Source organism: Cryobacterium sp. TMN-39-2, from assembly GCF_004402745.1.
Classification (GTDB): Bacteria; Actinomycetota; Actinomycetes; order Actinomycetales; family Microbacteriaceae; genus Cryobacterium; species Cryobacterium zongtaii.
The window spans coordinates 1-24,319 of sequence record NZ_SOFX01000047.1; the positions used below are offsets into that span (position 1 = coordinate 1).

A 24,319-nucleotide genomic window follows, 5' to 3' on the forward strand; every position below is an offset into this window, starting at 1 on the left:
GAATAAAGTGCAAATCTCGGTTACTCTAGCCACGTCAGACCGGCTGGATCGCAGTGATTTAGCTGCGCGGATGTAGTTCAATGGTAGAACTTCAGCTTCCCAAGCTGATAGCGCGGGTTCGATTCCCGTCATCCGCTCCAAACTTCGGTCGGCCCAATAGAATCCGGCATGAGCACTCTTCCTCCTGAGCACATCCCACTCGCGCACTCGGCCGTTCCGGACGCGTCCGGCCGCCGCTTTTGGGGAATCGGTTTCCTCTGGTTTGTTCCGTTGTTCGGCGCGCTGCTTGCTCCGGTTCTGCTTGGCATTTTCGCAGCTCAGAACCGCCGGCACCCGGACTCGCTGGTGCGGGAGAATTCCCGATGGGCAGCGAACTGGGTGCTGACCGTGACGCTTGTCGCAGCGATCGGGGCGGCCATTGTGGTATTCGACGGGATCATCGGGCTCGTTCTGACTGGAGAAAGCGAGAGCGGGCCGTCGCCCACCCTTCTTCTGGCAGATTTGCTGCTGTGGGCGGCTGTGATCGGACACCTCGTTGTGTCCATCGTCGGGGTGGTGCGGGCACGCACCCGAATAGTCAATCCGAAGATCGCGATTCCCTTTATCCCTGCCCTAAAAGTAGACGTGTCGATGGAATTGGGACAGCCCGCTCTGGCGCGAGAAACGCCATGAGTCGCACGATCGTCGAGCGCGAGATCACCGAGTCGGTTTCGCTGTGCCTGCCCGACGGGCGGCTCAACCCCGCCGCCGTCGGTTGGAGCAGAAGGCCTCTGCACGACACTGCAGGCATCGACGGCCGCAGCAGCTGGGGCCGCAATAAGCGCTGGGAGTATTGGGGCGTCACCACGCCCACCCACATCGTGACTCTGACCGTGTCCTCGCTCGACTACGCAGCGGTGCACAACATCCTGATCTACGACCGCGTATCGGGAACGACGATGGAACGCGGCGCCGTCGCACCGCTGGGATCCAGTGCCACCCTGCCGGCATCCCTCGGCACCTCTTCCGCCCGGGCGCGCACCCGGTCGCTCACGATCGACATCGACGAGGTACCCGGCGGCACCCGCCTGCGCGGTCGCGCCGCGGGGGTGGCCTTCGACATCACCGCCGTGCGTCCGGCCGGCCACGAGGCGCTGGCCGTCGTGGTTCCGTGGTCCCAGAGCCGCTTCCAGTTCACCGTCAAAGACGTGGCCCGTCCGGCCGAGGGCTGGGTCGAGGTCCAGGGTGACCGGTTTGAGCTTCCGGCCGGCGACAGTTGGGCGGTGCTCGACCACGGCCGCGGTCGCTGGCCGTACAAGATGACCTGGAATTGGGGCGCGGCGTCGGGAATCGTCGACGGACGGAACCGGTTCGACCGAGAACGCGGTGCTCATCGACGGAACGCTCCACAAGGTCAGCGATGAACTCGACTGGGTCTACGACGAAGCCGACTGGCTCGCCCCGTGGCGAATTCACGGAGCGAGCCTCGACCTGCGTTTCGACCCGTTCTGGGACCATGCCAGCAAGACCGAGCTTCTGGTCTTCGGCAGCCGCGGTCACCAGTGTTTCGGCCACTATTCAGGCTGGGTCGACACCGACCTGGGACGCATCCGGGTCGACGATCTGTTGGGCTGGGCGGAAGACGTGCGCAACCGCTGGTAGGAGCGACTGCTCAACCCTTGAGGCCGCCGGCCAGGAGGTCCGCCCGCCAGAATCGCTGCAGCACCAGAAGCAGGATGATCAGCGGGATGATCGAGACCGCCGAGCCCATGATCACCAGGGGGTAGAGGTCACTGTCGCCCGCGCCCTTGGAAAGGAACGTGTACAGACCGAGTGTGACGGGGTACTTGCTCTGGTCGGAAAGCATGATGAACGGGAGCAGGAAGTTGTTCCAGATGCCCACGAACTGGAGCAGGAACACCGTCACGAGCCCCTGAGACATCATCGGCAGCGCGATCGCACCGAAGATCCGCACCTCGCTGGCACCGTCGAGTCGGGCTGCCTCGAGGGTGTCGTCGGGCACGGCCGCCGCGGCGAATACCCGGCAGAGGAAGATCCCGAACGGGTTGATGATGACGGGCAGCAAGACCGACCAATACGAGCCGGCGATTCCGACGCTGGCCAGAAGCAGGTACTGCGGCACCGCCAGCACGATGCCGGGCACCAGCACCCCGGCGAGGATGACCGCGAAAAGCAGGTCGCGACCGGCAAAGCGGAACTTCGCGAGCGCGTAGCCGGCCATCGCCGAGACGAGGGTCGACGCGAGCGCGCCGACGCCGGCGTAGAGCAGGCTGTTGAGGCCCCATTGCCAGAACTGCCCGCCGGCGTAGTCGTTCAGGCTGACCAGGTTGTCGATGAAGCCGCTGCCCGGAGAAAACGAGAACGTGGTGAACAGTTCACGGGGCGACTTGGAAGAGGCAATCACCACCCACGCGACGGGGATCAGGCAGTACAGCGCGCCCAGCAGCAGCACCGTGGTGGCCAGCCGCGGGGTGGACGCGCGTCGCTTGACCGTGCCGCGGCCATCAATGCGGCGGGAGCCTGGCCGTGGTGGGGCAGTGCGGGAGCGAGTGAGGGTGCTCATGAGTTTTCTCCGAAGGTTCGACGCTGGAAGAAGCGGAGCAGGACGAGCGAGAACAGCAGGATGCCGCCCGCCAGCACGACCGACGCCGCTGCCGCCCCGCCGAGGTTGTCGTTCATGAACGCCTCTTGGTAGATCTTCATCAGTGGCACCCAGGTAGACGAGATGGTGGTGGTCATCGGGCGCAGCGTCGCGGGCTCGCTATAGAGCTGGAGGGTTCCGATCACCGAGAACAGCCCGGTGAGCACGAGCGCGGGAGAGACGAGCGGCACCTTGATGCGCCAGGCGATCTGCAGCTCGTTGGCTCCGTCGATGCGGGCAGCCTCGTAGATCTCCGACGGGATGGCACGCAGCGAGGTGTAGATGATGATCATGTTGAAACCCACCCCCGACCACAGCGCAATGTTCGCGAGGGAGAAATACAGGGCGGGGTAGCCGAAGAAGTCCAGCGGCCCGGCACCGAGTTCGCGTGCGATGAAGTTGACCGGGCTGGTGCTGGGCAAATACAGGAAGCCCCACAGCAGACTCGCGATCACCCCAGGCACGGCGTACGGGATGAAGATCGCGGTGCGCGAGAAGCTGCGGGCGCGCACTCGGGGCGTGTCGAGGAGGAGCGCGAACAGCAGGGCCAGCCCGAGCACGCTCGGGATGGCGATGACGCCGTAAATGAGAACCCGGCCGAGCCCTGCCACGAATTCGGGATCGGTGAGGGCCGCGGCGTAGTTGTCGAAGCCGATCCAGGTCTCGACGCGGCGGCCGAATGCCCCGCCGCCCTCGACGCGGAAGCCGCGGAAGCTGAGGTAGATGGAGTACCCGATCGGGATGATCAGGAACACCACGAAAAACAGGATCGCCGGAACGGCGAACATCCACGGCACCAGGGAGCTGCGGTGGGAGCGCCGGCGTGCGGGCTTCGGTCGGTCGGTGAGCGGTGGGGTCCGGGCGACGGTGACGGTCATAGTCGGTCCTGATCTGGGGTTGGAGGCGGCAGCTGCGGGTGGTTCCGGGGGCGGTGACCCCGCCCCCGGAACCGGATCACTCTGAGACTGTGTAGCCCTGCTTCTCGAGGTCTTCGACCACGGTGGCCTGGGTGGCCTTGTACACGTCACGGAACGATTCCTTGTTCAGCGCGGCGGCATTGAGTGCGTCACCGAGCGCCGTCTGGGCCACGTTCACGTTCGGTCCCCAGGTCACCGGGATGGTTGTGTCCGTGATGACCTGGTCGGCGACCGCGTAGAAGTCGGTCTGTTGCGGCATCAGCTTGGGCGGATCGGCGGTAAGTGTCGCTTCTCGACCGGCGTTTCCGCCCGGGTAGATGTCCAGGCTCAACAGGAGCTCCGAGCCTTCGTCTGAGGCACCGAGCCAGGCCGCGAACTCTGCGGCCGCCTTGGCGTTCTTGGACTTCTCGGGCACGAGGAAGGTGGATCCACCCTGGAACGACACGGCCGCATCGCCGGGCGTCCACTGCGGCAGCGGCGCGGATTCCCACTTGCCTGCGGTGTCGGGTGCGACGGAGTAGATGACGCTCGGCACCCACGACGCGGCTGCCCAGCTGAGGATCTTGCCCGAGTTGACCTGAGCGTTCCACTCCGGGGTGAGCAGCGGCTCGACGATGACCAGATCCCTATCCACGAGGTCCTGCCAGTAGTCGGCGGTGGCCAGGGACTCCTCGCTGTCGATGCCGACGGTCCAGGACTCGCCGTCGTTGGTCCACCACTCGGCTCCGGCCTGGGCGGCATGGGCGGCGAAGAATTCGAACTGCGTCGCCGAGAAGCTCGCGATGTAGGCGGTCGGGTCCGCGGCGCGAATCACTGCCGCGGCCTCGGCGTACTCGGCCCAAGTGGTCGGGACCTTGGCCCCGTACTGCTCGAACAGATCGGCCCGGTAGGTGAACATCATCGGCCCGATGTCCTGCGGCACGCCGTACACCTGCTCGTTCAGGGTGGTGAGCTCCCACACGTTCTCGTCGACGGCATCCTTCGAGTCGGCGACGTCGGCGGTGATGTCTTTCACAACGCCGGCAACAACCAGCGACGGCAGCGCGCGGTACTCGACCTGTACGACGTCGGGGGTCTCGTTTGCGCGGTCGGCGGCGAGCAGCTTGGAGGAGGTCTCGGCGGTTCCGCCGACCTCAGAGAGCTTGATGGTGACGCCGGGATTGGCCTTTTCGTAGGTGTCGATGATGGCCTCCGCGGCGGGGTCACCGCCCTTGAGGCTGTAGGTCCAGAACTCCAATGTGACCGGTCCGTCCGAGGGGGACTCGGCGGCGCTGGAGCAGCCGGACAGCGTGAATGCGAGCGCGGCGGTCGCCACGATCCCGCCGATTGTGAGCGCGCGGCGGGGCCGGATTCCGCTCCGGGCATTCAATCCCTGGGCCTGGGCAGTAGACATCCCACATCTCCTTCGACGTGTCATCGCTCCGACGGATGCCGGATGCGTTGGGTGGCTTGTGGTGCCGAGATCTATAGTGATGTTAACGTTGTCATTCTGTCAAGCCTGCTTTTTGTCTCCCAAGGGAACCCATGCCTGTCTTCTCGAACCCCGTCATCTCCGGCTTCCACCCGGACCCCTCGGTCTGCCGGGTGGGCGACGACTACTACCTCGCGGTCTCCTCGTTCACGTTCCTGCCAGGCATCCCGATCTTCCACAGCACGAACCTGATCGATTGGGAGCCGATCGGTCACGTGTTCGACCGGCCTGGCGTCATCGACCTCGCCGGCCTCCACGTCTCGGACGGCCTGTGGGCGCCGACGATCCGCCATCATGCCGGGCTCTTCTACGTGGTCACGACCATCACCCGCGGTCGGCAGGGGGCCACGACCATCCTCGCGACGGCCGCCGAACCGGACGGGCCGTGGTCCGACCCGGTTGTGCTCGAGGCCGAGGGCATCGATCCCTCCCTCTTCTTCGATGATGACGGTCGGTGTTGGTTCACTGGCTGCCGCGATGCGGCCGAACCGGCGGTCACGGGCCCCGGCGAGCTCTGGATGCGGGAACTCGACCTCACCACGTTGCGGCTGGTGGGGCCCAGTCACATCCTGTGGCACGGCGCGATGCGCGGCGCCTGGGTCGAGGCCCCGCACCTCTACCGGCGGGACGGCGCGTACTACCTGGTGGCCGCCGAGGGCGGAACCGAGGGCAACCACGCCGTCACCGTGGCCCGCGCCGAGACCGTGACCGGGCCCTACCTCGGTGACCCCCGCAATCCCCTGCTCACGCATCGTCACCTGGCCCCCGATACGCCCATCCAGAACGTCGGTCACGCCGACCTCGTCGACACCGCGGATGGCGAGACCTGGGCGGTACTCCTCGCCACCCGCCCGGTCTCCGGCTACCACCTCTTGGGCCGGGAGGTCTTCCTGGTACGCGTGGACTGGACCCCGTGGGGCCCGGTCTTCGCGCCCGGAATCGGGGAAGTGCGCAGCGTCGACGAACGTCCCCGCATCAGTTTGGCGGCCGGACCGGATGCCGCCGTGACGGCGGTTCGATCGGCCCCGAGCCGCCCTGGCCTGGGCTGGGTCTCGCTGCGTGAACTGCCCGCCGTGGCGGATCCCACCGGCGATTTCACCCTCGCGCTTCGGCCCGACACCCTGGCTGGCGTCGGCCGGCCGGCCTTCCTCGGGCGGCGGCACGCGCATCCGGAGTTCACCTCGTCGCTCGTGGTCGATTTCGAGCCGACCGCGACCGGCGAGGAAGCCGGCTACGCAATCCATCAGGGGGCAACCGGGTACGCCACCGTCACGGTGCAGCGAGGTCAGGATGGGCGCGAGATCGTACTCACGGTGGTCGCCGGAAGCGTGCGCACGGAGTGCAACCGGGTGAGCGTGCCCGACGGTGCCGTGCGAATCGTCGTCGGCGCCGTAGGGCTGGGCTACGTCGTGGAGTTCGCGACCGTCGATGACCTGGAACCGCGCCCACTAGGGCGGGTTGACGGGCGGCACCTCAGCACGGAACGTGTGGGCGGGTTTGTGGGCGTCGTGCTGGGCCCGTACGCCACGTCGAACGGGCAACCGACGATCGCGTCCGCCCGGTTCACCGGGTTCACCTACACCGGAGCTTGCTAGCGGGACGGCGGCAGGGTGCTGGCGCGCACGATCAGATCCGGCGGGATCCGCTCGATCGCCGGCGCTTCACCCTGGAGCATGCCCATGAGCATCCGGATGGAGAGGGCACCGAGGGTCACGAAGTCCTGACGCACTGTCGTGAGCGCCGGCACCAGGAAGCCGGCCCCCGCCATGTCGTCGAACCCGACCAGGGAAACGTCGGTGGGCACGCGGATGCCGTGTTGAGCGAATGCTGCGAGCACGCCCATGGCCATCTGATCGTTGCCGGCGAAGATGGCCGTCGGCAGTGGTCCGCCACGCTCGACAAGTTGACTGGCCAGCTGAAAACCGCTCTCGGCGGTGAAGTCGCCCTCGAGAACCACAGGGGCAGCGACGTCGGCCTTCGCCAGCTCGTCCCGCCAGCCTTCGACGCGCGCCCTGGCGTCGTAGGTACGTAGCGCTCCACTGAGGTGCACGACGTCGGTGTGACCGAGATCGAGCAGGTGACGAACGGCCAGTCGGGCGCCGAGCTGCTGATCGAGCTCCACGAAGCCGAGACCGGCCCGTTCCACCTGACCCGACATCACGACGGCGGTCGGAACGGTGATCTTCACGTTCTCGAGCGCCTCCACCGCGACCGGACGGTCGGCGATCACAGCGATCGCCTCCACGGATTGGTCGGTCAACCGGCTCAGCGCCTCTTCGAGGTCGGCCGTGTCGCCACCGTGCCAGCTGGCGAGATTGACCCAGTATCCGGCCGCCTTGGCCTCGGTCTCGATGCCGAGCAGCACCCGGGGCAGCTCGAAGAGCTCTGAGCCCGCGATCACCACACCAATCGTCGCCGACCGTCCGCTCTTCAGGGCGCGGGCGATGCTGTTGCGACGGTAACCGAGCTCGTCGATGGCGGCCTGCACTCGTTCGCGGGTCTCCGGCCGCACCGGCGGATACCCGTTCAGGACACGGGACACTGTGACATGGGAGACACCGGCAAGCCGGGCGACATCAACCATGCCTGGTGGCCTTGCCATGCTGCCTCCATCCCGCTTCACGTGCCGCGGTTCAGCACTCTTCGTCGATCCTCGCACACCTCCGTCGATGGGCCTGGCTGTGTCATGGTGCACAATCCTGCGTCCGCTCGGAGCTTCGTGAGGCACAATGGTCCCCACGAGTTTCTGCCAACGGAGGACAGCATGCCCGGCGACACCCAGGACGAACCGATTCAGGCCCAGCACAGCACAACCGAGGACGACAAAGTGGCGGGCATCCTGTTGCAGCAGGAAGCGGACCTGGCCGGTCACGACGAGGCCCAGGTCTTGGTTGCATTACGCCAACGCTTCGCCGACGGCGGCCACCAGGTGACTGACGAGGCGCTTCAGGAGCACGCCCGTCGCATCGCGGGCCTCGAACCGAACGCCTTCTCGAAGGAGTAGGCGCATCGCCCCCTGACCCCGCGAGCTAGGGAAACAGCGTCTCCAACGCCGGGTGCAGGTGTTTCGTGCGCAGAGCAACTGTCGCCTGGTCGGCGCCCGCGGCGAGCGCCGCCTCCGTGGAGGCGCCTGACAGGGTGGCGTCGAGAAAACCCGCGAAGAATGCATCGCCGGCGCCGTTCGTGTCCCGCACCTGAACGGGCACGGCAGCCACCCGGTGCAGGCCCTCGGCGTCGACGGCCATGGCGCCCTCTGCGCCGAGCGTGCACACGACGGCCGTGGTGCCGGCCGCCACACGGGCCCGCATGAACGCCGACGGATCGCTCATGCCGTCGGCATTCATGAAGATGTAGTCGGCCGCCCGGATGAAGGGCTCGTGGAACTCGGACCGGCCGTCATAGTCGTGGACATCGGTCCAGACGGGGACGCCGGCCGCGATAGCCGTGGGGAGCAGGGCTCGGGAGGTTTGGGAGAGGTCCATCACCAGGGCTGCGGCGCCCCGGCTCAACGCCGTGAACTGGGCGACGTCGGGTTCGGTGAACGCCGGCACCGAGAGGTACACGGAGACCCGCTCCCCCGCCCGGGTCATCAGGTTCAGGTGTCGTTCGCCGGCACCCGGCACCACCGACGCGGTCACCTGGATTCCCGCCGCCTCGAGAACGGAACGCACCCGTCTTGACGTGTCGTCGTCGCCGAGCAGGGTCTGGCATTCGACAGCCCGCCCGAGCCCGGTCAGGTGCAGCGCCTTTCCCGCGGAGGTGCCACCGACGGTCTGGAAATCCTCGAGGGCGAACGTGACGTGCGGGCGCGGCTCCGGCAGCTGGTCGAGGTAGACGAGGGTGTTCCACGACACCGGTCCGCATACAACGATGTGACCCGCGCCGATGGCGCCCCCAGCGGATGCTCTGCTCATCCGCTCAGGCTACGGCACGGCCGCTTGGCGACTCGATGTGCCACAGCCGGTGCGGATTTTTGCCGGTCCCTACCCGGCTCGGAGCGGGCGAGACCACGCAACCTCACGGCTGAGCTGGCCGGATTGGACGAAGTGTTGCACCTGGTGGGTACCGGCGAGCGCCCTGGCGAGGTCGTCGCGGTCGGCAGCCTCGAAGCCCAGTTTCTGCCAGAAAGGCCCGGACCGTCGACTGAACAGCCACGCCCGCTGCGCTCCGCTTTCAGCAGCCCGCGCCAGGGCGAACAGGGCCAGCCGGGTGCCCTCGCCGGTTCGCTGGGTGAGTGGATGAACCGCCACGCTCCGAATGAGCGCGTGCTCCTGGTCATCGCTGAGCTCGAATCCCGTGCACGCCACGATGCTGCCGACCGCATCCCGTTCGATCCAGAGGTGCACCGTGGGAGCGTCAAGCCCGCTCAGCGTCAGATCTACCTCGCGGAGGAAGTCGGTCAGGTCGGCCGTATCGCCGGGCGACACTGGAGTGAGGGACGACATGGGCCCAGGTTACTGGGGCGGTTCATCGCGATCCGCAAGTCAACTCGCGAGAGCCCGGGCGGCGTGACTAGGAACGCACCGACTTGCGCTCGTAGATGATCATCGACCAGGCGTAGCCGATGACCGTGATCACCACGCACCAGCCGACCGCGAGCACAGCGTTCCAACCGAGCGGGGTGCCGAGCAGCAGCCCGCGGAGGGTCTCCACGATCGGCGTGAACGGCTGGTACTCCGCGAACCACTGCAGCCCGGCCGGCATCGACTCGGTCGGTACGAAGCCGCTGCCGAGGAACGGCAGCAAAACCAGCAGGAGCGGCAGGTTGCTCGCCGTCTCCACCGATTTGGCCTGCATGCCCATCCCCACGGCGATCCAGGTGATCGCGAAGGCGATCAGCGCGATCAGGCCGAAGGTGGCGAGCCACTCGATGGGGGTGGCGGTGGGCCGGAACCCGATCAGGACACCGACGCCGAGCACCAGCGCGACGGCGATGATCGCCTGGATGGTGTTGCCGAGCACGTGCCCGGCGAGCACCGCCGCGCGGGAGATCGCCATGGTGCGAAACCTCGCGGTGATGCCCTCGGTCATGTCCATCGAGACCGTCGTGGCGGTGCCGCCGGCGGTGCCGGCGATGGTGATCGCCAGGATGCCCGGCATCACGTAGGCGAGGTACGCCGCCCTCCCGCCGGCCGGGTCCACGCCCGGCAGGCCGGCCCCGAGGGTGCCGCCGAAGACGAACACGAACATCAGCAGGATCACCACCGGACCCACGATGGTGAACACTGACAGGCCCGGGTAGCGAATCATGTGCAGCAGGTTGCGGCGCAGCATTGTGATCGCGTCGGTCACGACATAGGACCGATGACGGCTGCCCTGCACGGTCGGGCGCGGGGCGGTGATGGTGGTCATGACTTAAGTTCCCTTCGAATCGGCCCGGCCGGACGATTCCTTCGTGCCGGTCAGCGCGAAGAACACGTCATCAAGGTCCGGGGTGTGGATGCTGAGGTCGTCGACCTCGAGATGGGCCGCGTCGAGGCGGTCCAGCACGGCGCGCAGCGCGCCGACGCCGCCGGCGCTGGGCACGGTGAGCACCAGTCCGGCGTCATCACGAGCAGAGCCATCGCGAGCCGACTGATTGAGCAGGCGGGCGGCGCTGTCCAGCGCCGCGGCATCCGCAAAGCGAAGCCGGATGTGACCGCCCGGTACGAGGCTCTTGAGCTCGTCGGGCGTGCCGTCGGCGACGATGCGACCGCCGTCGAGCACCGCGATGTGGTCCGCGAGCTGGTCCGCCTCCTCGAGGTGCTGGGTGGTGAGCAAGACCGTGGTGCCCTCCGACACCAGGCCACGCACGATGTCCCACATGGTGTGCCTGCTGCGCGGGTCCAGGCCCGTGGTGGGCTCGTCAAGGAAGATCACGCTCGGCGCCTGGACCAGGGTCATCGCGAGGTCGAGGCGGCGGCGCATGCCGCCGGAGTAGGTGGCGAGTGGCTTGCGCGCGGCCTCGACGAGGTCGAACTGCTCGAGCAGTTCGGCCACCCGCGACTTCGAGCGTTTCGCGCCGAGGTGACGCAGCCGGGCCATCAGCAGGAGGTTCTCCTCGCCGGTGAGCAGGCCGTCGACCGCGGAGAACTGGCCGGTGAGTCCGATCGCCGCGCGCACACCGTCGGGGTCGCGCGAAACGTCGCATCCCGCGACGGTGAGGGTGCCGGCATCCGCCCGCACGAGCGTGGAGAGGATGTGCACGGTGGTGGTCTTACCGGCGCCGTTCGGGCCGAGCAGCGCGGTCACGGTGCCCGCCTTCACGGTGAGGTCGACGTCGTCGAGAACGGTCTTGCTGCCGTAGGACTTACGCAATCCCTGCACGGCGATCGCGGTGGTGGTCATGATGTTCTACCCTTCGCTTCGGTGCGCGCACTCAGCGCGCGCGGTGGATGCCGATGTCGCCGAACGCGGTGCGCGCACGCACCGCCACGGTCTGCTCGGACGGGTCTGGGGCACTGTCGCCGTCGAGCTCGTTGCGCAGGCGGCCGTTCTTGGAGGCCAGGTCGAGCCAGGCGGGAACGCCGGGACGCACACCGATGCTGACCTGGCCGAAGCCGCTCTCGACCTGCACCGACCCGCTCGAGATCTCTCCCAGCTGGATGCTGCCGTAGGCGGTTTTCGCCGACACGGCGGCGAGCGCCCGGGTGATCTCGAGGTCGCCGTAGGAGAGCTTCGCGTCGAGATCGCCGCCGGACTCCCCCACCGAGATGTTGCCGTGCGATGCCTTGAGGATCGCGTTGCCGGTGACAGTGCCGATCCGGAGCTGACCGTGATCGGCGGTGATCTCGATGTCTCCCTCGGCGGCGCCGACGGTGGCGTTGCCGTTGCCGGCGCGCAGCCACAGGTCGCCGGTGGTATCGACCTCCGCCGCACCGTTCGAGCATTTGATCCGGGTGGCGCCGAGGCGTCCGGTTGCGCGCACATTGCCCGATGAAATCTCGGCAGTGAGCCGCGATCCCATCGGCAGCTCGATGAGCACGTCCACCGACTCGCTGGGGCCGATGATGCTGAAGCGGGGCTTCGGGCCGGTGACGGTGAGACGCTGGCCGTCGAAGTCCACTCTGGTCTCCTCGGCACCGCGGCGGTCGACTGCCCTGGCCGGGCTGGTGGGTGACACCGTCACGACGGTGTCGGTTCGGTCGCTGGCGACGACGTCGATTGCGCCGACCGGCAGATGGATGGCGAGGTCGATCGGGTTGGGGGTGTTGTAGGTGGGCATGCTGATGCGTCCCTCTCTGTGGGCTGTGCAATGTGGGCTGTGCAATGTGGGTACGACGGACCGACCCCGCGGGTGCGCGTGGTTGGAGTATTCAGCGTGCTGGGCGGGTTAGCGCGCCCAGCCCGCGAAGTTGTCGCCGGTGCGCAGGGTGCGCTGCACGGAACGGCGTTGCTTGGGTTGCAGAGCGGCCGCCGTCGCACGCACCAGCCAGGTGTTCACCGACAGACCGTCGGCCGCCGCCGCTTCGTCCACCCGCGCCTTGAGAGCGTCCGGCAGACGGAGGGTGGTGCGAGAGGTGCTCGCCTCGTCGAGGTCGACGGATGCGGCGGGCCGCTCGTCGCTCTCCGGCTCGGTGTTCGGCGCAGTGACGACGAACTCGATCTCGCGGCCGCGCAGCCGCAGGTCGACGGAGCCGGGGGCGAGGTCGCGGGTAATTTCGCCCACCGCGGCCGACAGCACATCGAGGAGCACGAGCCGCGCCGCTGCATCCAGCCCGGCGGCGAGGCGCTCGGCGACGGCGCGAGTGTCCTCCGCACCGTTCTCCGCGGCATCCACCAGCTGACGCTGAAGGTCATTGACGTACGGTCCAAGTTCCATGCCACCATCATGACACCACGATGGTGTCACGTCAAGCATTGGTGGTGTCTGAGTTGGCGTCAGACCCGGGCGGCCTTCTCTACGGCGGTGACGGCCGCCGCAACGCCGGCGTTCCACGGGGTGCCGTGTCCGGGCAGCACCCAGGTGGCCCCCGTGGGGAGAATGGCGCGAAGCGATGCGATCGCCTGCTCCGGCTCATCCGTGAACGGCGCCGGCTGAGGCCCCGTCTTGCCCGTGAGTACGTGACGGGTCGTGAGCCCATCGCCCACGAAAACGGCGTCTGCAATCGGCACATGGATCGCGATGCTGCCCTCGGAATGCCCGGGCAGGCCGATGATTCGGGGCGCACCGGGCAGGTCCAGCGTGTCTCCGTCGTTCGCGTCCACGGTCTCGGTCAGGTAGGTGGTGCGCATCCCGCCCTTGCGCAGGGAGTACGCCGCGAAGCCCAGGGTGGCGCCCAGCTTCATCGACTGGCGACCGTTCGCCGGCTTGGGGCCGCCCTTCGCGCGAGCCGCGTCGCCCGGGTGAACGTAGACCGGCACGCCGTGATCACGCCGGAGCCGTTCGGCAAAGCCGACGTGATCGCCGTCACCGTGCGTGAGGATGACGCCTTTGACGTCGCTGAGGGTGCGCCCCATGCCGGTCAGCTCGGCGACGAGGTCCCGCCACTGGCCGGCGAGTCCGGCATCGATCACGGTCACCCCCTCGGGAGTGTCGACGAGGTAGACGGCCACGATGTCGTTGCCGATGCGGTGAAGGTGCGGTCCTAGTCTCATGATGGCTCGACCGTACCGCTCGTGGCGCCGAACGGCCAGGATGTCAGGCCGAACGACGGATGATGCGCGGCACCACAATCCAGAGCAGCGCGACAACGACGAGGATGAACGCCGCGAAGGCCACACCCCACGCCCGGCCGAGCACCAGATCGAAGATGAGCAGCCCGATGCCGGCGACCGTGATGGCGACCCCGGCGAGCGTGGCCTGCACGAAATAGTCGGTGTATCGGATGATGCGGCTCTTCGCGTGCTTGCGGAACAGCACTCGATGCAGGCTCACCGGAGCCAGGCCCACCAGGGTCGTCAGAACCGAGGTCGCGACCAGGACCAGATAGATGTCGCGCTGAAACGCATCGAGGTCCTCGAACCGGGACTGGAAGACCGCGGCCAGGAGGAAGCCGGTGAGAATCTGGGTTCCAGTTTGGATGACCCTGAGCTCCTGGAGCAGCTCATTCCAGTTGCGGTCCAGACGCTCATTCGGGGTTTCGCCGCGACCGTCGGGGGCGCCGCCGGGTACGTCCGGAACCGGAGAGGAGTGCGACATGGGCTGAACCTTCCGTGAAGAGAAGCGGCAGCATCGGCCGCCGTGGGTCGGGACTCACGAGAGTACCGCCGGGCATCCGGGATCGCAGCCGGTTCGGACTGGTCGAGCCGGGCCAGACAGGACTAACGTTGACCTTAGGTTCGGACTCGTTTCGATGACACGTGCCCTTTTGACACTATGGACACGGCTGGCGGTGCTGATGAGTGAAGTCTCGGGGACACCCCGAATGACGGGCGGGCAGTTGGCTTCCCCGTTCCTGGAACTCCTGCCGATCACGGGTGCGGCCATTTCGGTGATGGATCAGGACCGCCGCGCCTCACTGATCCACGCCACCGACCCCACGGCCGCCCGGTTGGAGGAAATGCAATTCGATCTGGGTGAAGGTCCCCAGTTCGATGCGTTTCGGACCGCATCGCTCATATCGGTTCCCGACCTCGCGCTGACCGACCGGTGGCCGGCATTCCTGCGGAGCGCTGCCGAGCTGACCGTGGGCGCCGTCTTCACCTTTCCCCTCATGCTGGGAGCGGCCTGCACCGGCACTGTCACCTGTTACCGCACCACCCCCGGGGCCCTCGATGACCAGGCCGCCGCACTGGGCACCTCCCTGTGTCGCGCCATCGCCGGGCCCGCCTTCCGCCGTGCGATAGTCCTCGCCGAACACGAATCATCCGACGATGAGGCACCGATCGAATCCCGGCGGGAGATCCACCAGGCCACCGGGATGGTTCTCGGCCAGCTGGATATCAACGCAACGGATGCTTTCTCACGAATCCGGGCCTACGCTTTTTCTAGCGGATATACCGTCCAAGAGATTGCCCACGCCGTCGTCAGCCGGCGCCTCAATTTCGCAGAGCTCCCAGAGTAGGTATGACATGCACGCCATAGACCACGCGGCTGACAACACCCGTGAAGAAAGAATCAACGACGCGTTTGTGCGCGTGGCCGGCAGCCTGGTCGCCGACTACGACATCGTCGATCTGCTGTCCACCCTCGTCTACACCTGCACCCAGCTTCTCGACGTACAGGCAGGCGGCATCCTCCTGGCCGATGGCACGGGGATGCTCGAACTGGTCGCCTCGACCAGCGAAGAGGCTGAAATCGTCGAGGTCATGATCGTCGCCGCCGGCGCCGGCCCATGCATCGACTGCTACCAGACCGGGGCGGTGGTGAGCGTTCCCGACATCGAAACCGACCCCCGCGACTGGCCGCGGTTCCGCCGCACCGCCCTCGACCAGGGCTTTCGGGCGGCCCACGCCACCCCACTCCGGCTGCACGGCGAGGTCATCGGCGCGATGAACCTGCTCAGCACGGAGGCCGGCGCGCTCAGCGACCGCGACGCCCAGCTCGCCCAGGCCCTGGCGGATGTCGCGACAGTCGGCATCCTGCACGAGCGCAGTTTCCGGCAGCCCGAGGTCGTGGCCGCGCAGCTCCACCTCGCTCTGGACACCCGGATTCTGGTGGAGCAGGCGAAGGGGGTTCTCGCCGAGGTGCGCTCCTGCACCATGAGCGAGGCCTTCGACGCCCTCCGCGACTACGCCCGCACGCACGCGGTCACCCTGCGCGCTGCGGCGGCCGGTGTGGTGAACCGCAGCATCTCCGCCGAGGCACTGGTGGCCCAGGCGCGCTAGCGGCGCGGCCGGCCACTGCGCCGGTTCCTCAGGTGTGGCAAGATGCGGCCGTGACCACTCAACCCGAGCGCCGGATGCTCCTTGACACCGCCTCCCTGTATTTCCGCGCGTTCTACGGCGTGCCGGACTCGATGCGCGCACCCACCGGTGAACCGGTGAACGCCGTGCGCGGGCTGCTCGACATGATCGCCCGACTCGCCACCGAGTTCCAGCCCACCGAGATCGTGGCCTGCTGGGACGACGACTGGCGGCCGCAGTGGCGGGTCGATCTCATCCCCACCTACAAGACCCATCGGGTCGCCGCCGAGCCCTCGGTGGCTGCCGACCCCGCAATCGAGGTTGTGCCCGACCTGCTCACCCCGCAGGTGCCGATCATCCGCGAGGTGCTCACCGCGCTCGGCATCCCGATCATCGGCGCCGCCCAGCACGAGGCCGACGATGTGATCGGCACCCTCGCCTCGCACTCGTCGATCCCGGTGGACATCATCACGGGCGACCGGGACCTCTTCCAGCTCGTCGACGACACCCGCGACGTTCGGGTGATCTACACCGGCCGCGGCATGGCCCGGCTGGAGCTTCTGACCGACGCGACGCTGACGACCAAGACCGGCGTCACCCCGGCGCAGTACGCCGACTTCGCCGCCATGCGCGGCGACGCCTCCGACGGCCTTCCCGGCGTGGCCGGGGTGGGCGAGAAGACCGCGGCCACGCTGCTGGCCGAGTACGGCGACCTCGACGGGATCGTGGCGGCGGCGGCCGACCCCGATGTGAAGCTGGGCGCCTCCGTGCGCGCCAAGATCCTCGCCGCCGCGGACTACCTCACGGTGGCCCCGACCGTGGTGAACGTCGTGCGTGACCTGGACCTGCCGGACTTCGACGCCCGCATCCGCCCCAGCACACCCGAGCAGAATGCCGAGCTGGAGCAGTTGTCGGCCAGGTGGGGGCTCAGTTCGTCGATGCAACGCGCCCGCGAGGCCCTGGCCGCATTGGTCTGAGCGCGTTGGCCCGAGCGCGTTGGCCTGAGGCCGGTCTAGCCTGATCCGGCGATGCGCAGCACAACACTGCCCCGCTTGTGGCCGGCGTCGACGAAGCGGTGCGCGGCCACGATCTCGTCAAGGTCGTAACTGCGGTCGATGACCGGTCGCAGTTCGCCCTGCTCCGCGAGGCCCACGAGAAACCGAAGGTCCTCGGCCCGGTAGTCGACGCCGCTGGCGCTGACCAGCTTGCCGCTCCTGCGAGTGCGGGACCTCGCGCGCAGGAGACCGGTGAGGTCGGTGATGACGGCCAACAGGGCTCCGCCGGGGGTGATCAGCCGCTGCACCCTGTCGAAAGACGCATTGCCGACGCAGTCCATGATCACGTCGTAGGTGTCGGATCCGGTCGTGAAGTCCGAGCTCTGGTAGTCGATCACCCTGTCGGCGCCCAGGTCGGTGACCAGGGCGGCGTTCCGCGCCGCGCAGACCGCGGTCACGTGCGCACCGAGGTTCTTGGCCAGTTGCACGGCCGCGGTGCCGACGGCTCCGGATGCCCCGTTGACCAGCACCCGCGCGCCCGGCTGGATGTCGGCGCGGTTCAGGAAGACCCGCGCGGTGATGCCGCCGAAGACGAGGGCGACGGATTCGTCGAAGCCCAGGCCGGCCGGCTTGGCCGTGATCGGTCCGTCCTGCCCGATCCGGGCATACTCGGCGTGGCCGCCGAACTTCGCGCCGAGCATGGCGATGACCTCGTCGCCGGGCGCGAACCTGGTGACCTTCTCCCCCACCGCTGCGACGACCCCGGCGGCGTCCATGCCGAGCACCCGCCGGCGGGGCCTGAAGAACCCCAGGCCGGCCCCGGCCAGGAGGCCGAGTCCCTTCGGCACGTCGTGGGAGCGGGCCCGGTGGTCGGCGGCGCTCACGGTGCTGGCGAGCACCCGGATGAGCACCTCCTGGGGCCCGGGCGCCGGGGTGGGGATCTCCTCAACCGAGACAACGTCGGCGGGGCCGAACCGCCGGTAGACCGCGGCCCTCACGAGGTCACCCCAACCGGGTCGGCGCCGACTCGGCGCTGCGGCATCCGCTCGACGGCGGCGGTGTTGAAGCCCTTGAGGATCAGCCAGAGTGCGAGCGACACCTCCCAAGCGAACACGGGCAGCGCAACGAGCAGCCCGCTCGGGGAGAACTGGCCGTATAGGCCGAAGATCACCAGCACCGTCGAGATGGTGATGATGGCCCCGCCCACCAGGCCGAGTACCGCGATGGCGCGAGGCACGAGGCGGGAGGTGAATATCAGGGAGGCCAGCAGGATCGAGCCGATGCCGAGCGCGAAGCCCGGACCGAACAGCAGGGTGCCGTCTTGCAGGGCCAGCAACGCGGCGGCGACGGCCTCGAGCGCGCTGGCATCGACACTGGGCGGCTGCTGCCGCAGCATCAGCACCGTGAGCAGGCTGAGGGTGCCCACCAGGATGATCGCGGCCTCGAGGATGCGCGCGGCAGCGTAGGCCAGCGCCAGCGTCGGACTCTGGCGGCGGAGCACCGGATAAAGGACCACCCCGGTGCCGACCACGGCGATCACCAGCACGACCTCGAACAGCACGCCGACGGCCACCATCGGGTCGCGGCCGGTACCGAGGACATAACCGGGCGTGTTGAGCACCGGGGCATAGAGCAGACGACCGACGATCGCGCCGACTTCGGTGAGGAGAAAGAGTACACCGGCGAGAATTGCGGTTCGGCGGATGGGAGACATGAGAGCTCCTTCACGGTTGAGGTGTACGGCGTACACTCGGATGCAGCGACTCTAAGGTGTACGCTGTACTCCTGTCAATGGGCAGGACTGATCTCGTTCATAGGGAGCTCACATGGCTCAAGTTCTGGTGGTCCCGCGGGTGCGCCTCAACCGTGATCGGGTGCTGCAGGCCGCCGTCGGGCTGGCCGATCAGGCCGGCATCGAGGCGCTGAGCATGCGCCGGCTGGCCGAGGAGCTCGGCGTTGTGCCGATGGCTCTGTACAAGCACGTGGCGAACAAGGACGAGCTGCTCGACGGCATGGTCGAGGTGATCGTCGCCGAGATCGACCCGCCGGCCCCGGACACCGAGTGGAAGGCCGCGGTGCGACTGCGGGTGCTCTCGGCCCGCCAGATGTTGTTACGGCATCCATGGGCCCGGTCGGTGCTCGAGTCGCGCACCACACACACCCCGGCGGTGCTGGACTACCTGGAGTCGACGATCGGGATGTTCCTGGCCGGCGGGTTCTCGGCGGACCTCACCCACCACGTGATGCACGCCCTGGGCAGCCGCATGTGGGGGTTCACCCAGGAGCTCTTCGACGCATCCGCCGACCCGGCCCGGCCACCCGTCGACCCCGCCGTGCAGGCTGCCCGAATGCAGGCGATGGCGGAGCGGTATCCCCACATCCTGCAGATCAGCACTGCGGCGGCCCACGACGATTCGGTCGTGGCGCACGGCTGTGACGACAGGTTCGAGTTCGAATTCGCCCTCGACCTGCTCCTGGACGGCTTCGAGCGCCTCCATGTCTCCGGCTGGTCATCCAGCCCGGTCACCCGCACCGCCTAACGCGGAATCAGGCGAAGCCGAAGACCAGCGGGAAGACCGCGACCACGACGAGCGCCCAGAGCCCGTAGATGGGCAGGTACCGGGTCTGCCAGTGTTCGAGCGCCGCGAACGGGTGTCGCCCGCGCAGGAACCCGATGGCGAGCCAGGCCGCACGCACCAGGTGCACGAGGAGCAGCAGGTTGAGGCCGAGCGCGGCGATCTTGTTGGGGCTGAAGCCGAACTCGGTAATGCGCGTGAGCATCGCGGTGAGCATCACGGCGTCGACAGCCAGGGCCACGATCACCAGCACCAGCTGGAGCACGTCGAAGACGCCGGGCCGGGCGAGGGAATCGCGGGCGGAGATCGAGTAGAGCAGCAGGCTGAGCACGAGCACCAGGATGGCGTTCATCAGGATGAGCAGGTAGCGGTCGACGGTGCCCAGCCCGCCGGCGGTGGCCAGCACCGCGAGCACGGCCAGGAGCATGATGATCGTCAGCGGGGTGAACACCCGGGTGAGCACCGGGGCGATGTTCTCGACCACGTTCTGCTTGGCCTCGACCAGCCAGGCGGCCACGACGAGGGCGCCGGGTATCGTGAGCGGCAGGATCCAGCCGGTCAGCACCGGGCCGGGATCGACGCGCACGGCGGACAGCACCGCGACGGTGAGCCCGATGAGCACGGCTCCGCCGAGGGCGAGCAGCGTGTAGTAGATCGCGAGCTCGCCAGTGAACCGCACGAAGTCCATCCGTCGGGCGTCGGAGCGCCAGCGGCCGCCGACGTAGGCGATCCCGACCAGCATCCAGAGCAGCACCGGGGCGTGCAGCGCGGCGAGCAACTCGGTGGAGCCGCCGGCGGCAAACGGGTAGACGTTGAGCAGCACCGCGAGGGCGGCGAACGAGACGACGAGGGTTGCCGCGACGGGCACGGTGAGCCGACGCTTCCAGCCGAAGTAGGCGGCGAGGAACGGGAACACCAGCAGGCCGAGGTTTCGGACCAGGCCCGTGCCGCCGTCGGACCAGGTGAGGCCGGCCTTGACGGCCAGGCCCGCGCCGAGGGCGAAACCGACCACCACGGCAAGTTCCCGCCAGGCCGGCGCGCGGCTGTCGCCGGCGGCGTCGGGCAGGAGCACGAGTTGTTTCCAGAGCCTGTCGGAGTGTTCCCTGGCGAATTCGCGGGACACGGCGTCGAGGTTGCCCAGCCGCTTGATCGCCACGAGGAAGGCCTCGTCGTGGTCGAGCCCGGTGGCCAGCAGGTCTTCGATCTGCTCGCGCAGGTGATCTTCCAGCTCCTCCACGTCGGCGGTGGCGATGGCCTGGCGTCGCTGCACGTAGCCGCGCCAGCTATCGATCTGGGCTTCCAGGTCGGCGTCGAGGTTCATCAGGCCCACCCTTCCGTCACGGCCGTCGGCCGGGGCCGGTCCTGCCAGACCTGGCGGAGGGCATCCGCCACGACGGTCCACTGCTCCTGCCGCTCGGCCAGTTGTTCCCGGCCGAGGTCGGTGATGGCGTAGTGCTTGCGCCGGCGGCCCGCGTCGGAGGTGCCCCAGAGCGAGGTCACGTAGCCGAGCCGTTCGAGGCGGTGCAGCAACGGGTAGAGCATCCCGTCGGTCCACTGCATGCTGCCGCCGCTGAGATCGCTCACCCGCTTGAGGATGGCGTAACCGTAGAGGTCGCCGTCCATCAGAATCCCCAGCACCAGCGGGGTGGCCGCGGCGGCGACCAGGTCTTTCTCGATGCGCATGGCGCCTCCTATACCTAGAGCTGCAATGCATGAACCCTAGCAGTTCTAGGTATAGGGATGGAAGCGACCTCTGCCCGGCTGCGGCCGCGCACACCCGTTGGTGCGACGGGGAATTTCCCGATTCGTCACGCCTCGGCGCCAAGCCTGGAGATACGTCCAGCTTCCTTGAGTTTCTCCTCTGCCTGAACAAGGCTGGTGAGATTCGCCCCACCCGGGCGGCACCGCAACCGCGGCCCGATCGTACAAAGAAGAGGACACCGTGAAAGCACTCACCTGGCAGAACACCAAAAAGGTAGAGGTCATCGAGGTCCCCGATCCCGTCATCGAAAAGCCCACGGATGTGGTCATCCGCATCACGTCAGCGGCCATCTGCGGTTCAGACCTGCACCTGTACAACGTGATGGGGCCGTTCCTGGCCAAGAACGACGTTCTCGGCCACGAGAACATGGGCATCGTGGAGCAGGTCGGCGCCGCGGTAACCACCCTCTCGGTGGGCGATCGGGTCGTCATCCCGTTCGTCATCGCCTGCGGTGACTGCTTCATGTGCAACCAGGGCCTCACCACCCAGTGTGAGACCACCCAGAACCGCGACTCCGGCACCGGCGCCAGCCTCTACGGCTTCAGCGAGCTCTACGGATCGGTTCCCGGCGGCCAGGCCGAGCGCCTGCGGGTTCCGTTCGCGGACTTCAACGCGGTCAAGGTCGGCGCGGACCTGCCCGACGAGCGCTACCTGTTCCTCAGCGACATCCTGCCCACCGCCTGGCAGGGCGTGCAGTACGCGGATGTGCCCGCCGGCGGCACCCTCGCCGTGATCGGCCTGGGCCCCGTGGGCCAGTTCGCCAGCCGCATCGGACGCCACCTGGGCTTCCGGGTGCTCGGTGTGGACCCGGTGCCGGAGCGCCGCGAGATGGCCGCCCGGCACGGTGTGGAGGTGTTCGACCTCGACGACGACATCGTCGCGATGCTGCGGGCGACGACCGACGGTCGCGGCCCGGACTCCGTCGTTGACGCCGTGGGAATGGAGGCGCACGGCAACCCCGCCGCCGCGTTCACCCAGTACGCCGCAGGGCTGCTGCCGGATGCGGTGGCCAAGAAGGTCTTCACCACGGTGGGTGTTGACCGCCTGGCCGCGCTGCACATGGCGCTGGACCTCGTGCGCCGCGGCGGCACGGTCTCGGTGAGCGGCGTGTACTCCGGTGTGGCCGACCCGATGCCGCTGATGAACATGTTCGACAAGCAGATCCAGCTGCGGATGGGCCAGTGCAACGTGCAGCGCTGGGTCGGCGATCTGCTGCCCTTGGTGGAGGACCCCACCGACCCGCTCGGCGTGATGGACCTCGTCACCCACCGGGTGCCGCTGGATCGCGCCCCGGAGATGTACGAGACCTTCAGCGCCAAGGACGACGGGTGCATCAAGGTCGTTTTGACCCCCTGACGCCCTCTCGCGAACTGGGAGTCAAGCCCCAGAATCTCGAGATTTCTGGGGCTTTTCTCACAGCTCGCGGAGCCTTCGGCAGTGTCGGTGGTAGGTGAGACGATCTCATCATGAGTAACCCCGACCAGGCAGTACCGCCCGCTCCGGATGATGACCACCACTCTCCGGGGTCCGCTCCACCTGGCTCCACCCCCTCCCCTGTCGACCCCACCGAACCCGGGTCGACGGAAACCAGCTCGCCCGAATCCACCGCGACCGAACCTGCCGCAGCCGAGCCCGCCGGAGTCGAACCCGCCGCTTTCGAGCCGTACGTCCCCAATCTGGCGCTGGACGAGTTGGTCTGCTCGGAGCTGGCCCGCCGCACCGAGCTGATCGCGGTCGAGGCCCGCGCCATCGCGATCGCGCAGGCCCGGCAGGCCGAGTTACTCGTCGCCCTGCAGGGCTGGAGTGAGGACCCGCAGGTCTCCTCCCGCCTGCACGGCAACCCGGAGAGCATCCGGTTGGCCGACGTGAACGCGGCCACCCTGACCGAGGACCAGGCCCGCGCCGCCGCCTACAACCGGTGGGACGACCGGGATGTGGCCCGCCGCACGATTGTCAGTGAGACCGCCTGCCTGCTGCGCCTGTCCGAGCGCACCGTGGAGCACCTGATGGATCAGTCCCTCTGGCTCATGGCCGCCCCGGCGACCTTCGAGGCCCTCTCCGCCGGAGAGATCAGCTACCGGCACGCCACCGTGCTCGTCGATCAGATGCGCACCCTGCCGATGGAGGACCAGGCGGCGTTCGAAGAGAAGGTGCTGCCGGAGGCCAAGCGCCTGCCGGTGTCCCGGTTCAGCGACAAGGCCCGCCGGTTGCGGGAGCGGCTGCACCCGGAGTCGATCGTGGCCCGCAGCACGAACGCCTTGACCGAGCGGCACAGCCGGTGGGAGGCCGCCCCGGACGGGATGGGCTGGTTGCACTGGTACGGCACCGCCCACGACACCAAGGCCGCCTACGACCGCATCAACGGCATGGCCGTGAAGCTCACGCACCTCGGCGACCCCGCACCGAAAACGGATGACGCCGGCAGCAACGGCGCCGCCTTCGGCATCGCGCCGGACCCTGCCGAGGACCACCCGACCCGCACCCTCGACCAACTCCGCGCCGACATCACCGCCGCCCTACTCCTGGACGGCATCACGCCCGACGGGATGGGCGCCGGCATCCGCGGCACGGTGATGGTCACCGTGCCCGTGCTGACCCTGCTGGGCTTGGACGAGGAACCCGGCACCCTCGAGGGGTACGGGCCGATCTCGCCGGAGGTCGCGCGGGAGATCGCCGGGCACGCACCGAGCTTCACCCGGCTGCTGACCCACCCGGAGACCGGGGTGGTGCTCTCGCTGGGCAAGACCCAGCACAAGAACACCAAGGCCATGAAGAAATACCTGCGGGTGCGCGATGAAACCTGCCAGTTCCCGGGCTGCTCCCGACCCGCGGTGACCAGCGACGTCGACCACACCGACCCCTGGGCCGGTGGCGGCAACACCGACTGCGACAACCTCGCCCACCTCTGCGAACCCCACCACCGGCTCAAACACCTCAGCCAGTGGCGAGTCACGCAGGAACCCGGCGGGATCCTGCACTGGACCTCGCCCGGCAAACGCAGCTACCGCACCGACCCGGCCAACCCGATGGGACCACCCCGACCCCGGCCACCGGTCGTGGGGCCGAAAACCCGGAAGCGGCCCGCCGACGAGAGTTACCTGATGCCCCGGCAGCGACCGAGTCGGAAGCCGACCCCACCGGTGCCCGAGAACCCACCGTTCTAAGCGGTCACCGAGTGGCCCAAGGCTGG

At 68.1% G+C, this 24,319-nt stretch carries 25 protein-coding genes, 1 tRNA gene and 1 pseudogene; 11 read left to right on the forward strand and 16 right to left on the reverse strand.

All coding sequences use genetic code 11. The annotated features are described in order from the left end of the window. Nucleotides 1-66 precede the first annotated feature (66 nt). From E3O57_RS17790 to E3O57_RS17800, 3 genes and pseudogenes are all read left to right on the forward strand, one after another. Nucleotides 67-140 (forward strand) — tRNA-Gly (locus E3O57_RS17790). Between the two features lie 28 nt (nt 141-168). Further along, the gene (locus E3O57_RS17795; protein ID WP_103479990.1) at nt 169-672 is read left to right on the forward strand and encodes a hypothetical protein; all 504 of its coding nucleotides are present in this window, start codon (nt 169-171) and stop codon (nt 670-672) included. Next, nucleotides 669-1,641: pseudogene (locus E3O57_RS17800) on the forward strand (DUF2804 domain-containing protein). Before E3O57_RS17795 ends, E3O57_RS17800 begins: the two are co-directional and overlap by 4 nt. Nucleotides 1,642-1,651: 10 nt before the next feature. Here the strand turns inward: E3O57_RS17800 and E3O57_RS17805 are convergent. The 3 genes from E3O57_RS17805 to E3O57_RS17815 form a co-directional block, all read right to left on the reverse strand. Next, nucleotides 1,652-2,563 (reverse strand): carbohydrate ABC transporter permease, encoded by a 912-nt coding sequence (locus tag E3O57_RS17805; protein WP_103460271.1) that lies wholly within the window; start codon nt 2,561-2,563, stop codon nt 1,652-1,654. After that, nucleotides 2,560-3,519 (reverse strand): carbohydrate ABC transporter permease, encoded by a 960-nt coding sequence (locus E3O57_RS17810; RefSeq protein WP_103479991.1) that lies wholly within the window; start codon nt 3,517-3,519, stop codon nt 2,560-2,562. The genes E3O57_RS17805 and E3O57_RS17810 overlap by 4 nt, the downstream gene beginning before the upstream one ends. Nucleotides 3,520-3,595: 76 nt before the next feature. Further along, complete coding sequence (locus tag E3O57_RS17815) at nt 3,596-4,951, reverse strand: ABC transporter substrate-binding protein (protein ID WP_103479992.1); 1,356 nt, start codon at nt 4,949-4,951, stop codon at nt 3,596-3,598. A 131-nt stretch (nt 4,952-5,082) separates the two neighbouring features. On the opposite strand from E3O57_RS17815, the gene E3O57_RS17820 reads away from it, so the two are divergent. Further along, nucleotides 5,083-6,624 (forward strand): glycoside hydrolase family 43 protein, encoded by a 1,542-nt coding sequence (locus E3O57_RS17820; protein ID WP_103479993.1) that lies wholly within the window; start codon nt 5,083-5,085, stop codon nt 6,622-6,624. On the opposite strand, the gene E3O57_RS17825 is transcribed toward E3O57_RS17820, so the two are convergent. Next, entirely contained in the window at nt 6,621-7,631 is a 1,011-nt protein-coding gene (locus E3O57_RS17825; RefSeq protein WP_103479994.1) for a LacI family DNA-binding transcriptional regulator, read from the reverse strand. The genes E3O57_RS17820 and E3O57_RS17825 overlap by 4 nt on opposite strands. 162 nt (nt 7,632-7,793) lie before the next feature. On the opposite strand from E3O57_RS17825, the gene E3O57_RS17830 reads away from it, so the two are divergent. After that, a complete protein-coding gene (locus E3O57_RS17830; protein ID WP_088457632.1) occupies nt 7,794-8,033 on the forward strand; it encodes a hypothetical protein in 240 nt (79 codons plus the stop codon). 25 nt (nt 8,034-8,058) lie between these two features. On the opposite strand, the gene E3O57_RS17835 is transcribed toward E3O57_RS17830, so the two are convergent. From E3O57_RS17835 to E3O57_RS17870, 8 genes are all read right to left on the reverse strand, one after another. Then, nucleotides 8,059-8,943: a carbohydrate kinase family protein gene (locus E3O57_RS17835; protein ID WP_103460267.1), complete on the reverse strand. Its 885-nt coding sequence runs from the start codon at nt 8,941-8,943 to the stop codon at nt 8,059-8,061. Between the two features lie 69 nt (nt 8,944-9,012). Then, entirely contained in the window at nt 9,013-9,474 is a 462-nt protein-coding gene (locus E3O57_RS17840; RefSeq protein ID WP_088457634.1) for a GNAT family N-acetyltransferase, read from the reverse strand. A 67-nt stretch (nt 9,475-9,541) separates the two neighbouring features. Then, nucleotides 9,542-10,381: an ABC transporter permease gene (locus E3O57_RS17845; RefSeq protein WP_103479995.1), complete on the reverse strand. Its 840-nt coding sequence runs from the start codon at nt 10,379-10,381 to the stop codon at nt 9,542-9,544. 3 nt (nt 10,382-10,384) lie between these two features. After that, nucleotides 10,385-11,356, reverse strand: coding sequence for an ATP-binding cassette domain-containing protein (locus tag E3O57_RS17850; RefSeq protein ID WP_103479996.1), 972 nt, complete (start codon nt 11,354-11,356; stop codon nt 10,385-10,387). A gap of 31 nt (nt 11,357-11,387) precedes the next feature. Then, nucleotides 11,388-12,233 (reverse strand): DUF4097 family beta strand repeat-containing protein, encoded by an 846-nt coding sequence (locus E3O57_RS17855; protein ID WP_103460264.1) that lies wholly within the window; start codon nt 12,231-12,233, stop codon nt 11,388-11,390. A 108-nt stretch (nt 12,234-12,341) separates the two neighbouring features. Beyond that, on the reverse strand, nt 12,342-12,830 hold the full coding sequence (locus E3O57_RS17860; RefSeq protein WP_088457638.1) for a toxin-antitoxin system HicB family antitoxin: 489 nt from the start codon (nt 12,828-12,830) through the stop codon (nt 12,342-12,344). 59 nt (nt 12,831-12,889) lie between these two features. After that, entirely contained in the window at nt 12,890-13,606 is a 717-nt protein-coding gene (locus E3O57_RS17865; protein WP_103479997.1) for an MBL fold metallo-hydrolase, read from the reverse strand. Between the two features lie 43 nt (nt 13,607-13,649). Then, the gene (locus tag E3O57_RS17870) at nt 13,650-14,150 is read right to left on the reverse strand and encodes a DUF6328 family protein (protein ID WP_103460262.1); all 501 of its coding nucleotides are present in this window, start codon (nt 14,148-14,150) and stop codon (nt 13,650-13,652) included. Nucleotides 14,151-14,349: 199 nt separating this feature from the next. Here E3O57_RS17870 and E3O57_RS17875 point away from each other — a divergent pair, with 199 nt between their 5' ends. From E3O57_RS17875 to E3O57_RS17885, 3 genes are all read left to right on the forward strand, one after another. Then, entirely contained in the window at nt 14,350-15,015 is a 666-nt protein-coding gene (locus tag E3O57_RS17875; RefSeq protein ID WP_134407901.1) for a GAF and ANTAR domain-containing protein, read from the forward strand. Nucleotides 15,016-15,022: 7 nt separating this feature from the next. Continuing rightward, on the forward strand, nt 15,023-15,778 hold the full coding sequence (locus E3O57_RS17880; RefSeq protein ID WP_103460260.1) for a GAF and ANTAR domain-containing protein: 756 nt from the start codon (nt 15,023-15,025) through the stop codon (nt 15,776-15,778). 74 nt (nt 15,779-15,852) lie between these two features. Next, complete coding sequence (locus E3O57_RS17885) at nt 15,853-16,773, forward strand: 5'-3' exonuclease (RefSeq protein WP_103460259.1); 921 nt, start codon at nt 15,853-15,855, stop codon at nt 16,771-16,773. A gap of 35 nt (nt 16,774-16,808) precedes the next feature. On the opposite strand, the gene E3O57_RS17890 is transcribed toward E3O57_RS17885, so the two are convergent. Continuing rightward, nucleotides 16,809-17,789: an NAD(P)-dependent alcohol dehydrogenase gene (locus E3O57_RS17890; RefSeq protein WP_103479998.1), complete on the reverse strand. Its 981-nt coding sequence runs from the start codon at nt 17,787-17,789 to the stop codon at nt 16,809-16,811. Further along, a complete protein-coding gene (locus tag E3O57_RS17895) occupies nt 17,786-18,505 on the reverse strand; it encodes a DUF4386 domain-containing protein (protein WP_103479999.1) in 720 nt (239 codons plus the stop codon). Before E3O57_RS17895 ends, E3O57_RS17890 begins: the two co-directional genes overlap by 4 nt. Before the next feature lie 112 nt (nt 18,506-18,617). Between E3O57_RS17895 and E3O57_RS17900 the strand changes: the two genes are divergently transcribed. Next, nucleotides 18,618-19,331: a TetR/AcrR family transcriptional regulator C-terminal domain-containing protein gene (locus E3O57_RS17900; RefSeq protein WP_103460256.1), complete on the forward strand. Its 714-nt coding sequence runs from the start codon at nt 18,618-18,620 to the stop codon at nt 19,329-19,331. A gap of 7 nt (nt 19,332-19,338) precedes the next feature. On the opposite strand, the gene E3O57_RS17905 is transcribed toward E3O57_RS17900, so the two are convergent. After that, nucleotides 19,339-20,688 carry a permease prefix domain 1-containing protein gene (locus E3O57_RS17905; protein WP_103480068.1) on the reverse strand — a complete coding sequence of 450 codons (1,350 nt, stop codon included), beginning with the start codon at nt 20,686-20,688 and terminating at the stop codon, nt 19,339-19,341. Further along, nucleotides 20,688-21,050 carry a PadR family transcriptional regulator gene (locus E3O57_RS17910; RefSeq protein WP_103460255.1) on the reverse strand — a complete coding sequence of 121 codons (363 nt, stop codon included), beginning with the start codon at nt 21,048-21,050 and terminating at the stop codon, nt 20,688-20,690. Before E3O57_RS17910 ends, E3O57_RS17905 begins: the two co-directional genes overlap by 1 nt. Before the next feature lie 259 nt (nt 21,051-21,309). Between E3O57_RS17910 and E3O57_RS17915 the strand changes: the two genes are divergently transcribed. Further along, the gene (locus E3O57_RS17915; RefSeq protein WP_103460254.1) at nt 21,310-22,485 is read left to right on the forward strand and encodes an alcohol dehydrogenase catalytic domain-containing protein; all 1,176 of its coding nucleotides are present in this window, start codon (nt 21,310-21,312) and stop codon (nt 22,483-22,485) included. A gap of 110 nt (nt 22,486-22,595) precedes the next feature. Next, nucleotides 22,596-24,293 carry an HNH endonuclease signature motif containing protein gene (locus tag E3O57_RS17920; protein ID WP_103480000.1) on the forward strand — a complete coding sequence of 566 codons (1,698 nt, stop codon included), beginning with the start codon at nt 22,596-22,598 and terminating at the stop codon, nt 24,291-24,293. Nucleotides 24,294-24,319: the final 26 nt, after the last annotated feature.

What these genes read in the sequence shown, in the direction of transcription:
- E3O57_RS17795 (WP_103479990.1), top strand. Translation starts at nt 169, where the DNA reads ATGAGCACTCTTCCTCCTGAGCACATCCCACTCGCGCACTCGGCCGTT.
- E3O57_RS17805 (WP_103460271.1), bottom strand. Translation starts at nt 2,563, where the DNA reads ATGAGCACCCTCACTCGCTCCCGCACTGCCCCACCACGGCCAGGCTCC.
- E3O57_RS17810 (WP_103479991.1), bottom strand. Translation starts at nt 3,519, where the DNA reads ATGACCGTCACCGTCGCCCGGACCCCACCGCTCACCGACCGACCGAAG.
- E3O57_RS17815 (WP_103479992.1), bottom strand. Translation starts at nt 4,951, where the DNA reads ATGTCTACTGCCCAGGCCCAGGGATTGAATGCCCGGAGCGGAATCCGG.
- E3O57_RS17820 (WP_103479993.1), top strand. Translation starts at nt 5,083, where the DNA reads ATGCCTGTCTTCTCGAACCCCGTCATCTCCGGCTTCCACCCGGACCCC.
- E3O57_RS17825 (WP_103479994.1), bottom strand. Translation starts at nt 7,631, where the DNA reads ATGGCAAGGCCACCAGGCATGGTTGATGTCGCCCGGCTTGCCGGTGTC.
- E3O57_RS17830 (WP_088457632.1), top strand. Translation starts at nt 7,794, where the DNA reads ATGCCCGGCGACACCCAGGACGAACCGATTCAGGCCCAGCACAGCACA.
- E3O57_RS17835 (WP_103460267.1), bottom strand. Translation starts at nt 8,943, where the DNA reads ATGAGCAGAGCATCCGCTGGGGGCGCCATCGGCGCGGGTCACATCGTT.
- E3O57_RS17840 (WP_088457634.1), bottom strand. Translation starts at nt 9,474, where the DNA reads ATGTCGTCCCTCACTCCAGTGTCGCCCGGCGATACGGCCGACCTGACC.
- E3O57_RS17845 (WP_103479995.1), bottom strand. Translation starts at nt 10,381, where the DNA reads ATGACCACCATCACCGCCCCGCGCCCGACCGTGCAGGGCAGCCGTCAT.
- E3O57_RS17850 (WP_103479996.1), bottom strand. Translation starts at nt 11,356, where the DNA reads ATGACCACCACCGCGATCGCCGTGCAGGGATTGCGTAAGTCCTACGGC.
- E3O57_RS17855 (WP_103460264.1), bottom strand. Translation starts at nt 12,233, where the DNA reads ATGCCCACCTACAACACCCCCAACCCGATCGACCTCGCCATCCATCTG.
- E3O57_RS17860 (WP_088457638.1), bottom strand. Translation starts at nt 12,830, where the DNA reads ATGGAACTTGGACCGTACGTCAATGACCTTCAGCGTCAGCTGGTGGAT.
- E3O57_RS17865 (WP_103479997.1), bottom strand. Translation starts at nt 13,606, where the DNA reads ATGAGACTAGGACCGCACCTTCACCGCATCGGCAACGACATCGTGGCC.
- E3O57_RS17870 (WP_103460262.1), bottom strand. Translation starts at nt 14,150, where the DNA reads ATGTCGCACTCCTCTCCGGTTCCGGACGTACCCGGCGGCGCCCCCGAC.
- E3O57_RS17875 (WP_134407901.1), top strand. Translation starts at nt 14,350, where the DNA reads ATGAGTGAAGTCTCGGGGACACCCCGAATGACGGGCGGGCAGTTGGCT.
- E3O57_RS17880 (WP_103460260.1), top strand. Translation starts at nt 15,023, where the DNA reads ATGCACGCCATAGACCACGCGGCTGACAACACCCGTGAAGAAAGAATC.
- E3O57_RS17885 (WP_103460259.1), top strand. Translation starts at nt 15,853, where the DNA reads ATGCTCCTTGACACCGCCTCCCTGTATTTCCGCGCGTTCTACGGCGTG.
- E3O57_RS17895 (WP_103479999.1), bottom strand. Translation starts at nt 18,505, where the DNA reads ATGTCTCCCATCCGCCGAACCGCAATTCTCGCCGGTGTACTCTTTCTC.
- E3O57_RS17900 (WP_103460256.1), top strand. Translation starts at nt 18,618, where the DNA reads ATGGCTCAAGTTCTGGTGGTCCCGCGGGTGCGCCTCAACCGTGATCGG.
- E3O57_RS17905 (WP_103480068.1), bottom strand. Translation starts at nt 20,688, where the DNA reads ATGAACCTCGACGCCGACCTGGAAGCCCAGATCGATAGCTGGCGCGGC.
- E3O57_RS17910 (WP_103460255.1), bottom strand. Translation starts at nt 21,050, where the DNA reads ATGCGCATCGAGAAAGACCTGGTCGCCGCCGCGGCCACCCCGCTGGTG.
- E3O57_RS17920 (WP_103480000.1), top strand. Translation starts at nt 22,596, where the DNA reads ATGAGTAACCCCGACCAGGCAGTACCGCCCGCTCCGGATGATGACCAC.